The 12,164-nt window shown below is 35.2% G+C and carries 7 protein-coding genes; 1 reads left to right on the plus strand and 6 read right to left on the minus strand.

The window, feature by feature from the left end:
- Nucleotides 1-3 precede the first annotated feature (3 nt).
- The 5 genes from ABZP37_RS14580 to ABZP37_RS14600 all read right to left on the minus strand — a co-directional run bounded on the left by ABZP37_RS14580 (nt 4) and on the right by ABZP37_RS14600 (nt 8,699).
- Nucleotides 4-2,358, minus strand: a complete 2,355-nt coding sequence (locus tag ABZP37_RS14580) for a TonB-dependent receptor (protein WP_366183826.1) — start codon at nt 2,356-2,358, stop codon at nt 4-6.
- Nucleotides 2,359-2,372: 14 nt separating this feature from the next.
- On the minus strand, nt 2,373-2,735 hold the full coding sequence (locus ABZP37_RS14585; RefSeq protein ID WP_366183827.1) for a c-type cytochrome: 363 nt from the start codon (nt 2,733-2,735) through the stop codon (nt 2,373-2,375).
- 259 nt (nt 2,736-2,994) lie between these two features.
- Nucleotides 2,995-3,879 carry a family 16 glycosylhydrolase gene (locus ABZP37_RS14590; RefSeq protein ID WP_366183828.1) on the minus strand — a complete coding sequence of 295 codons (885 nt, stop codon included), beginning with the start codon at nt 3,877-3,879 and terminating at the stop codon, nt 2,995-2,997.
- A gap of 234 nt (nt 3,880-4,113) precedes the next feature.
- Nucleotides 4,114-5,538: a sulfatase gene (locus tag ABZP37_RS14595; protein ID WP_366183829.1), complete on the minus strand. Its 1,425-nt coding sequence runs from the start codon at nt 5,536-5,538 to the stop codon at nt 4,114-4,116.
- A 92-nt stretch (nt 5,539-5,630) separates the two neighbouring features.
- On the minus strand, nt 5,631-8,699 hold the full coding sequence (locus ABZP37_RS14600; protein ID WP_366183830.1) for a DUF2264 domain-containing protein: 3,069 nt from the start codon (nt 8,697-8,699) through the stop codon (nt 5,631-5,633).
- A 220-nt stretch (nt 8,700-8,919) separates the two neighbouring features.
- Between ABZP37_RS14600 and ABZP37_RS14605 the strand changes: the two genes are divergently transcribed.
- Complete coding sequence (locus ABZP37_RS14605) at nt 8,920-10,068, plus strand: hypothetical protein (protein WP_366183831.1); 1,149 nt, start codon at nt 8,920-8,922, stop codon at nt 10,066-10,068.
- 116 nt (nt 10,069-10,184) lie between these two features.
- Here the strand turns inward: ABZP37_RS14605 and ABZP37_RS14610 are convergent, their stop codons facing one another.
- Nucleotides 10,185-12,161: a plastocyanin/azurin family copper-binding protein gene (locus tag ABZP37_RS14610; RefSeq protein ID WP_366183832.1), complete on the minus strand. Its 1,977-nt coding sequence runs from the start codon at nt 12,159-12,161 to the stop codon at nt 10,185-10,187.
- Nucleotides 12,162-12,164 lie beyond the last annotated feature (3 nt).

Here is a 12,164-nt window from a genome sequence, read left to right on the forward strand (position 1 = left end):
TATTTAAAAATTAGTTCTTAAAAGTAATCCGTACGTGCGTGCTGTCGCTAAGTGTGCTGCGCCAAAATTGTAAGCGTAATCTACGTATTTTTTATTGGTTAGATTCTCTGCCCAGATAGAAATTTCTAGTTTTTTGAAAGATATTCCTGCTCTAGCATTAAGCAAATGATAAGAGTTTTGAGAAAGTTGATTGGCTAAATCAAAATATTGTTTACCCAAATACTTCCATTCTACCCTTGCAAATGATTTGACACTCTCTGTAATTGATTGTTTATATTGTGCTGCCAACATAGAGGTAATAGCAGGTGTAAACAATTGTTTTCTAGAGTTGAAAGTTTCTGTATTTCCATTGTCTGACAAAGTCAAGTCTTTGTATTTTGCATCTGTAAGTCCGAGATTATAATTCAATTCTAAATTTTTGATTGGAATAATTTCGGTTTGCAACTCGATACCTTTACTAGTCAGCTCCCCTACGTTTTTGGTAACGGTAATGGCATCTGGCAACACTAAGGTTGGTACTTGTGCATTGTTTACTGTTGTATAAAAAGCAGCTAGATTAAGACGCAAACGATTGGCTAAAAAGGTGTTTTTACTACCAATTTCAAAATTGTTACTAAATTCTGGTTCATAGGTTTGCAAAGCTTCTCTAGGATCACCAGATAATTGACTTATCCCTCCAGTTCTAAAACCTCTATTATAAGTCGCAAATAAGTTTGAATTTGGATTGATTTTATACTGTAATCCTGCTTTTGGACTAAAAGCATCAAAACTAGCTGAAGCTGAAGTTTCTGGAAAAATAGTTCCCACGGCATCACCATCAGGCTGACGTTCGCCTTGAGCAGTTTGCTTTCTTTCTTCAAGATCATAACGCAATCCTAGAGTAAGATCCAGTTTTTCGTTTAGTGCATAGGTTCCTTGTCCAAATAGTGCCAAACCATTTCCTTTTCCTTGATTGGTATTGATGTAGGTTACATTACTTTCAGGTGCACCTAACATATTACCATCATCACCAATATGAATACCTTGTTTTACTGGATTGTCTTGATGAAACAAATAGGTTCCCGCAATCCACTTTAATTTCGATGCTGAATTTGCTTTCGAACTAAAACGCAATTCTTGACTGATGACATTGACATTATTCCAATCCCTACCGTAATTATTTACAATTGCATAACCATCCAATGGAGAAAAATCACCATCAATAGGCGTTTTGTAATATCGGTAATTGCTTTGGTAAGCCGTTTGTGAAACGAAATCAAATGTGTCGGCATTATACTTTAATGACAAACTAGTATTAAAAGTCTTGTCGACCATTTTTGCAATACTATTTTGGTTTAATTTATAAGGATTTGATAATGCCTCATCAATACTTGACGCCAAAGGAAAAGCACCATTATTATTATTTAAAATATGCTTAGCGTTTAAGGTAATAGACAATTTGGAGTTCGGTAGGAACTTCAAATAATAGTTCCCCATGGCACTATTTTGCTTATCAAAATTAGAGTTATTGAAGGTATTAGTAAAATAACCGTCTCTTTTGGTGAATAAACCACTTGCTCCAAAAAATAATTTATCTTTTAGAATAGGTAATCGAACGCCCGCACTAATGCGTTGTTGGTTAAAATTACCAAAGCCTAGTTCAGCAAAACCAGTTGTCTCATTTGTAGGTTGTTTGGTAATAATGTTGACCACACCTCCCATTGCATTTCGTCCATACAAAGTTCCTTGAGGACCTCGCAAAACTTCGATACGTTCAATATCCTGCAATTGTGAGATGTAAGTATCCAAACCAAACTGGTTCACGCCATCAATATAGGTAGCCACAGCGGGATCATAAGATGTTGTGGTAATTCCTCTTATGGAAGTGACATTACGATTATCACCAGGATTGGCAGCATTAAAATTGGGTACAATAGCTGTAATATCTTTTATATCCCAAATTTTGTATTCTTTGATTTGTTTCTCTGTTAAAGTCGAAATACTTACTGGCAGATTTTGTTGGTTTTCTTCACGTTTTTGAGCACTTACGATTACCTCGTCCAATTCATTTTCAGATTTAGAAAGTTTAAAAACTAAACTGTTTTCATTTTTAGCTGAGATGCTTACTTTCTGACTGAAAGTAGCATAACCGACACCTTTTATTTTTATAACATAATCGCCATAAGCTACATTTTCGATACTAAAACTTCCATCACTACTAGAAGTTGTATAGTGATTGGTATTTAGAATCTCTATTGTGGCATTAGAAATTCCTTGATTTGCATTATTAACTACTTTTCCTCTAAATTTAGTAGATTGATTCGCTAAGACTGCTAAACTGCACGTTAGCATTAAACATAGTAATAGGATTTTTTTCATTTTATGGTTATATTTTATTTAATTGATAAAATATATTTGATCATTTTTTTGGCATCGTCAGGTTTTAAGCTTGAATGTGCAGACATAGGAATCGGCCCCCAACTACCAGAACCACCTTTGATTACTTTTTGACTTAATAAATCATAATTTGCTTCAATTGCAGCATATTTTTTGGCTACATCTTTATAACTAGGGCCTACCAACTTAGCATCTACCTTATGACAAGCCAAACAATCTGATTTTGAAATAAGGGTTTTTCCCGCTGCTATTTCAGCTGGTGTCGCTTTTTTAGCTTGTGCGCTAACAGTAGTTGATGAAATAAGTAGGAATGCAATTGCCATGGTTACTGACAATAGAAATTTGTAAATAGTTTTCATAAGGGTTAAATGTTAATAGTTATTATAGGTTATTTTCACTCTACCATACCGTGCTATACTGTACTGTTAATTACCAATAAGTATAAAATCTAGATACAGTCAATAGTAAAAAAGAGGAATCATGAATAACAAAAATCCTAATTTCTTGCAATTACAAGAATTAAATGATTCCTCTTTTTTGTTTTTTTTTTAAGATAGTAAGTGCTATATTCTGTTTTAATAATTCCTATAGCAAGATTGTTTCTATGGGACAATATTTTTAATTTACCAACTGCCAAGAACGTACCCAGTTGTAAGTAGTCGTTCTATCCTTCAAAGAGCCATTCAATCCTCCATCAGCAGGAACTGGATTCCAATCATACGTCTCCACAACCAATCGTAAATACATTTTAATATCAAAATTTGCTGGTGGTTTTACAGTAGAAGTATGTTTACCATCTAGAAAGAATTGCACTTCATCAGCACTTTTCCACCAAACTCCGTACACATGGAAATCATCATATACTTTTCCACTTACTGCTGCCTTAGCACCATTGGAAGCTTTCTTATAATCACATCCTTCAGGAATATTTCTACTGTGTGTGTTCGAATTCATTTGTTGATCAAAATTTTTCATCCATTCCTTTGGACTAGTAATTTGGCCAACAGTTTCTAAAATATCTAATTCGGTAGTTCGCTTATCGCAACCTGATGTGTTTTTCCCTTCATTAATCAACCAAAAAGTTGTTGACATAAAGGTTTTATTTGCTTTTACTTCACACTCATAATACCCATAAGTTTTTCCTTCTTTCGACCCCACATAACCTCCACTATGTGTAAATTCCTTCCCTTGTTTCACCACTTTTTCGGGTAACATTTTAGAAATTATTTTTAGACTTCCATCAGAAACACTAATATTTTCAGCCAAAAATAATCCTGGAGCACGACCAATCCATCCTTGACCTGATATTTGCCATTTGGACTCATCTACTTTTTTACCATCAAACTCATCGGACATTTCTTTTATCAAAGACCATTTTTGAGTTGCAGGTTTTGGATCATTTCCTTTTTCGAAAAAAGGTCCTTTTTGAGCAGAAAGTCCCGTTACAAAAAGTGAAGATACTAGACAAAAAACTAGTCTAGTTTTGCTGTAATTTGATTTCATAGTTTTCTTTGGTTGTAATTTTAAAATAGATTTATTAGCTATAATAAATCTAAGGTATTATCTATTTTTAAAATAAGAAACTAAAAAACCATTTGTCTCCCAAAAATACACCAAAATGCTATTATTTGCCAAAAAAGAACAATTACCCCCCTACTATTGCTGCACTCAAGAAACCTATATTTAATGTCTGATCATTTATTACTCCTATCTATAATGGAAATCTACACTACTAATCTAGTTTAATTTGTCTAGTTTATTTTTCAATAACAGTTTCAATTCTTCTACTATTGCAGGGTTTTCTTGGGCAATATTTTTAGCTTCTTTAGCAGTAGATTTTTCGTCATACAGTTCTGTTGCACCATTTTTATGAAGTGTAAATCGGTATTGCATTGTTCTAATACTATTCGCTTTTCCATTGTAACTAAAGGCTACGTGACCACTACTATTTGCATCTTTAAGTATTGGCAATAATGATTCGCCATTTGCAAAACTTGGTTTTTCTATTCCACTTAAATCACATAATGTTGGAAAAATATCGACCGTTTCAACAATTCCATTGGATTGTTTTCCTTTTGCTTTTAATTCTGGATAGGAAATAATTAAAGGTGAACGAACGCCTTCTTCAAACAAATTGTGTTTGCCCCAAATGGCATGTTCACCAAGATTCCAACCATGATCTCCCCACAATACAATGATGGTATTTTTATCAGCTCCTGTTTCTTTCAATTTCGCTAAAATAAAACCTACTTGTTGGTCGGCATAACTAACGCAGGCAGCGTAATGCTTGCGTACTTCATCAGCAAATTCCTTATCTGTATTTGGATTTTTACCCCAAAGATTGTATTGAAAAAACTCACTTGAATTATGCCAAGTCGAAACAGAAGTCGGTTTTTCTGGACTTTGTATTGGTGGCAGTATGACATTTTTATACAAGTCGAAATATTTCTTTGGAGCGCCAAACGGCAAATGTGGTCTGATAAGTCCAACAGCCAAGAAAAACGGCTTGTCTTGACTAGATAATTTTCCGAGTTGCTTAATCGCTTCATTGGCTATATGACCATCAGGATAACTAGTATCTGGACCATCAAATGACTGAAAAACATCCATCTTCGTTTTTCCAGTTGCTCTTATCTCTCCATTTGCCAAACCGTGCATAGCTCCACGTGGATGTTCCCATTCGGCCACGGGCATCAACTGCTCATTCCAAGCATTTGGCATTTCGATTACATTTACATCATTCCAATCTTTACCTCCTAAACCGCCCGGATGATGCGATACTTTACCTATCGAAACTGTTGTATATCCTTTGTTTCTAAACCATTCTGGCATACTTGGCGGTACGGAATTTGGGTTTACTTTTAGTTTTTCGGCTCTTTCAAAAATAGCATCGTTTCCTGGGTCTCCGTACCTACCAGTTAACATGGTGTAACGGGAAGGACCGCAACTTGGCGAATTAACATAATGGTTTAAAAACACACGTCCATCACTGGCTAGCTTGTCTATATTCGGACTTTTGATATAGGAAACCCCAAAAGAATTGAGCTCTGGACGCAAATCATCCATGCAAATTAATAGAATGTTTTTTTGGCGTTCTTGTGCTTGAATTGTAACACAGCAGACCATTCCAAAAAGTAGCGTAACCAATTTTAAATTCTTCATTTTTATTTTTTTTTCGAAAAATGTTTAACCAAATATAGGACTTTCTCTCAAATTATCGTTCCCAAAAAACAGTTCTATTAACATACTAGAATCTAATAAACTATTTCGGTTTTTGAATTATCTGCATTCGTAACAGTCACCTTTTCTTTGCTAACTTTTACTTTTTTGACAACGCTCAATTCTGCATCTGTAAAAGGAATTCCTGATTTTTTCCAAAGCATAGCCGTTACATAAACCTTATTTTTATCGGCTGGATCATAACTTCCTGATACATTAATCACAGTGCTCTCCTTTGTTTCTGGATGAATACCTGTAGACGTTATCGCTTGGCTAGCTTTCCATCCTTGAATAGGAACCAATGCCAATTGATAATTGCCATTGTCTATAATTTGTACTTCTTCTTTATTTATTTTTCGAATAGTTTTCGAAATAAAACCATTGATATGCGGCAAAGCATAATGTCCCAGCGTAAAATCAAATGCCGTTTTTCCCTCCATTTTATCCACTCTCAAAACACCATTTTCAATTGGAATATCTGCTAATTGAATACTAGCATTATCCACATACTCAGCGATTAATTTTCTATAATAAACACCCTTTTCAAACTTTTTAAAATTATAAACATGTCCAGATTCAAACGGATGGTCTGCTTGTTTTGTTTTAAAAACATAATTCATCGCAGCGGTTCCTTCGCTATTGTCGGCTTGCCATGTAAACTCTGAGTTGTACGATAATTTGTTGTAGTTTTCACTAGATCGAAAAGATTCCTTAATTCCTTTTTGAGGAACATTACACCAAGCTCTAATTTCAGACGCTCCTATAGACGGATAATTAGTTACCATAATTTCCGAATTTTTGTAAAAGTGATTGGTTGTTGGTGCATTTTTTAATTCCTTGTCCCAAACACCACCATTTTCTTCTTCATTCCAGAATTTACTATCAGCAGGGGAAAACAAACTCAAGAACGCTTTTCCCATCCAAAATACACTTCCACGACAGCTATAACTTTGTGTTGAAGGCTCAAAACCACCATAAAAACCAAGAGTTGGAATATCATCTTTTCTAAATTCAGGATGCTGTAAAAATTGCAAAAGCACAGCAGACGATGTTCCTCGCAAGCCACCCCAATTGGCATTTGGTAAGTCTTTTTCATAATAACTCATTAACGGAAACGAACTAATAGACGCAAATCTATAGGTAATACTTCGACCCCACATGATCATTTTGCCGTCTTTGCTAAACATGTACGGATAATTGGCTTCTACTGGTAGGAAGTTCTTTTTGAATTTCTCTGCAATCTCTGGGTAATGCTTATCTCCAAAGTATTTACTCCAAACGGGACCATACATTTGAAACGCCCACATACTATAATAATCGAAAGCAGGATTGTCATTATACCAACCGTCTTCTCTATAATGTTCTAGTGATTTATTCAAGTAGTCTTCAAGCAATTTTTCATTTACTTGGTATCCTTTTTCTTTAAAATAACTTAAAATAAAGATATTGAAGAATTTCCAGTTCGAAGGCACGGTATTACCATCTCCATAACTAATCATCGTTTTTGCTAATTTATCTTGCTGTGCTTTGGTTAAGGGATCCCATATAATTTCGGGAATCATAAACATGGATACCGAAAGTGCTCCAAACTCTACCAATGTTTGTCCGGGCCAATCTCCTTTTTTCATTGGAATATAAGAAGGATGGTTTTCATCAATTAAGTTTACGATGTTCTTACGATAATATTCGGCTATTTTAATACCATTAATTTCCAAATTTGGATTTTCTTTTAATAATGGTGCAGCCACAAATAATGTTCGACACAAACCTTCTAATTTTTCAACTGGACTTTGACGGCCATCTTTAGGATACGATACCGTACCCATTTTTGGAAATTTCAAAGGATCATCGTAGTTTTTTACGTAACTAAAGGCTCCTTTCAATAAATACTTAGCCGCATCTATCCAATGTTGACGGGTCATTCCTGTTTTTGGACTTTTTACAAAATCAGGATTCTGAATCTGAAAAATAGGTTGTCCGCCTACCATTTTATACACTTCGGATCCAGCTGCCAAGAAAGCTCCTGAACCATATACTTCCGTTTTGTCTGCCCATGCACTTCCGGGAGCTGCGCCAATAGGTTGTACATAACCCAACATGCCCTCTTTTGTAATATGCGAGCGCAAACAATTCCATGCTTTTTCAATATGCGGCGAATAGATCGCTTTATCGAGTAATCCGTGATTCACTCCCCAAGCCAAACCAAAAGTAAAAAAGGAAGTTCCACTTGTTTCAGGTGTTGGGTAAACATCTTGCCCTAATAAACTCATCACCCAATGTCCCTCTGGCGTTTGAATTTCGATTAATTTCTTGGCCATTTTTAAATAAATAGCTTTGAAATATTCATATTCTTTCGACCCCGGTTCGTATTCGTCCATTAGTAAAGTTAGACCTCCAAACACCCAACCATTGCCACGGGACCAAAATATTTTTTTGCCATGATCTAATTTTCCAATATAGCTGTTATCTCTGTAAAAAAGGCTTTCTTCCTCATCGAATAAATGAGCTCGAGAGGCTTCATATTCTTTCATCATGAAGTCATTGTACTTTTGTTCTCCCGTAATTTTTGCCAATTTTGCCCAAACAGGAGGTCCCATAAATAAGGCGTCGCACCAAGTCCAGCGTTCTACATGCTTGTAATTGTCTAGCGTTATGGGTTGCGTACTTGGATTGTTGATTACATAATCAATCCCTTCCTTTGTTGGTTTAAGCATGGTAGAATCTCCAAATTTTCGGAACAATTCTAGGTGCATTTGACCAATAGTGTGATCGTCGGCCATGTATTTGCGGTGGTGTAATTTCCAGTTTTGCTCCTCACCTATTTTTCGCAACCAATTCCAATAGCGGTCGTCTTTTGCGATTTCGGCATATTTGAGCATACCAACATAAAAAGCACCATTTGTCCAATCGGCAATATGGTGTGGTTTTTTCCTATCACTGTAAATATCTTTAAAATGTTCTATTTGCCAATCGGCTACCCGTTGCATTTCGTTACGAACAGATACTGGATTTATAGATTGGTTGTCTTGTTGCGCCTTTACATTCGAAAAAAAGAATAGTGCAAACAATAAAAAACGAATTGATTTTTTTAGTTCAAATAGCATAAAATGGTAGTTTTTTGGTTTGGTACAAATGAAAATTAGTTTTTATAAGGATAGACCCTTTTATTTATGTAATTTTCGAAACCAAATATAAATAGTAAAATTCGAATTAACAGAAGTTAACGGTACTTGTAACCGTTACACAGCGAACTTTTTAGACTATAAAATCCACTAAAACAAGTTGATAACAAAAAACATATCAAAAGAAAATAAAATTTCACAATTGGAAAGAGTATTGGAAAGCGATACTTTTAAGCTGTCACCAACGAGTTCTAGATTGTTGCGTTTTTTGACCAATGCTACTCTCGAAGGAAAAGAGTTAAAAGAGACTACTGTTGGAATCGAAATTTTCGGAAATTCTTTTATCGAAGATGCGAGTTCGTCAAAGATGCGCGTTAGCATATACAATTTAAGAAAAAAACTAAAAGCATATTATAGTGACGAAGGTAAAAACGATGCTTTAAAAATTGAAATCCGAAAAGGACAATACTACACTGATTTCATCATTAACAAAGAAATCAGGATTGAAAAAAGCGCAGTTGATAATTACAAAAATAGATTTGTAATGGCATTATCTGCCGTTGGTGTGCTTGGTCTTTTTGTGATCGGACTTCTGGTTTATTTTCTGTACCAGCCTTCTACACCTATTTGGGATTCGTTTTTCACCAATAAAAAAGAAACTATTGTAGTTGTGGGTGATGTTTTTGGAGTGCTAGGAAAAACCGCCACGGGTCAAGTGGGTTGGAATAGAGATTATAACATCAATTCGATGGCAGATTTCTATAAATTAAAAAATGAAAATCCTAAAATTGCTGAAGGAATCAAACCTTCTGACTACACCTATTTGACAAGTTCTGGCGTACTAGGAACCAAGGTGCTATCTGACTTTTTCTTCCAACAGAAATCAGATTTTACAGTGCGTTTTTCGAGTAAATTAAATTATGCCGATTTAAAGGAAAACAATACCGTATACATCGGACCAATGAAGAACAAAAACATGTTTATTGATTATGTAAATAATTATAATAAACACTTTAATATTCAGGATTTTAAAATAAGGTACAAGAATAATTTAAAAAAAATAGATACCGTTTTTGACTTACGCGAAACAGATGGCATCAAAGATTATGCTTTGGTCTGCAGAATTAAAGGCCAAGCCAATAAAGGGGAACAGTTCTTTTTCTTTTCCGATCACGACATTGGAAATATTGCAGTAGTGGAATATTTTACCAACAAAGACAATTTGGCTTCCTTTACCAAAAAATACCTGCAAGAAAGTGAATCATTTGTAGCTGTCTTTTTGGTCGAAGGAAAAGACAGAACCAATCTCGGCATTAAGCTGCTTTTAGTAGATGCTGAAAAGGGGAAATGATGAATTGAAAAGTCAAAATTAAGAATATCATTTCTTCTACTAAATAAAAAATGTGACTCTTTTAAAAGGAGTCACATTTTTTGCTTTTGTACTATTGGTACCGTTGAACTGCGTTTTTATTTAACGATTAACTTAGTTCTCATAGTAAAGGAATGCCCTGGAAAGGTACATACTATCCAATATTCACCTGGTACGCTTGGAGAGGTAAAATAAATGGTTTCGTTACTTTCTGGTCCTACTGTACCTGTATGGAACAAGACTAAATCATTAAAGGGAACATAACTCAAATCGGCGCCATCAAGACCTAGATTAAGAGCCAATTGTCCAATTTTCAAAGGTGTTTCTTTACCTGGTTTTGTAATAACAACATTGTGTATCATGTCATCATTATTGTTTAAGGTAAATTGAATTTTACTATTTCTCTTAATCGTAATTTCTGGTCTATCGTATTTTAATCCCGGAATCGTTCCTATTGATACTACCTCATCAGCTCCATGTTCTCCCCAACTTGATGGCATTGTGGTCACTCTTTTTGGCTGTTCTACTTTTTTGGTAGGTGTACTTGCCATATGCATCATGTGTCCTCCCTTTAGTTCCCCTCCAGGAACTTGGTTTAAAGTATAGTAACCTGTATTGTGTACTAGTAATTCACCCGAAGCAGCTTCTAGCTTTGGAACTTCAATTTGATGAATAAATCCTAATCGCATACCGTGAATCACTAATTTCACTTTCAAACCATCAGCCGAAATTACCGCTTTGTGTGTCATTGCTTTTTGCTGATCTACAATTGGACTACCATAAGTATCATGGTAATTGTATGTAAATGTTGAAATTTTATAATTGGAAAGATCTTCAGCCATTTTTTTGTTGATTGGTTTGGTAAATTCCAATTCAAAACCATCATCAAGTGCTTTCATTGTTTTGATTTCGAATGGTGTTTTGCCGTTCCAAACTAAACGCTGTAAACCAAATTCCTTTTTACCTGTTGAAGACCAACCACGACTTGTCATTCCAACAATCATATTGTTATCTTCACCCCAAATCATTCTTAAAACTCCAGATGAAAATCCTTCGACAAAACCAAAAGAAGCACCTTGATAAACACCGTTGACTTTTTCCATGAAGACACGCATAATTTTACTGTGTCCTTGGTCACCAATAAATTGTTGCCCTTCAAATGGACCAAACTTTCCGCCTGTTGTATCATATAGAATATCAGAAGTAGAAATCCCTAGAATGGTATGAGGAAACCAGATTGCAGCTGATTTTAATGCTTTCTCTTTTTTTGCATACTCATACATTGAAAGTCCCGATTGCGGTTCAATGTCTTCTGGTTTCAACTTCAGTGGCGAATTTGGTTCGTCTGTCCATCGTAAACTAGCTGTATGACCAGCAAAATCACCTTTTTCTAAGTGGGTCATTCGTCCAGAACCAACCCAATCCCCTTGGTTTTCAGTATAGAAAATATCATTATTATCATTAATTGCAAAACCTGCTGGAGACCTTAAACCTGCTGCCAATGGTGTGAATTTTCCATCAGGAGATACTTTTACTAACCAACCTCTCCATTTTGCAAAACTTTTACCTCCTTTGTACCAAGATACATTCAGCGTTAGTATCATATCCCCGTTTTTATCAAACTTAGGACCGTAGGAGTATTCATGATAATTTCCAGATAAAGGCCAAGTACAAACTGTTTTGTACAAATCAGCAATTCCATCGTTGTTTTTATCTTCAAGTCTTGTTAATTCGCCTCTTTGTGCCAAGTAAAATCCTTTATCCTTATAAGCCAAACCCAAAGCCTCATGCAGACCATGTGCATATCGGTTAAACTGTGGTGTTTTGCTATAAGGTTTGTCAATTAACCATACTTCTCCTCTACGGGTGGAAACCCCTAATTTACCGTCATCGGTTAGAGCTAATCCTCCTACTTCAAGTTTTATATCCTTAGGAATTGGAATATCTTCTATTTTATAAAATTCTGATTCTTTTTGGGCTTGCCCTACATTTAGCATTTTAACATTCTGAGCGTGTCCCAATTGGCTTACAAAAAGAACAGCTACTACTGCGATTGTTTTATTGATAATCTTCATGTC

Source organism: Flavobacterium ovatum (genome assembly GCF_040703125.1).
Taxonomy (GTDB): domain Bacteria; phylum Bacteroidota; class Bacteroidia; order Flavobacteriales; family Flavobacteriaceae; genus Flavobacterium; species Flavobacterium ovatum.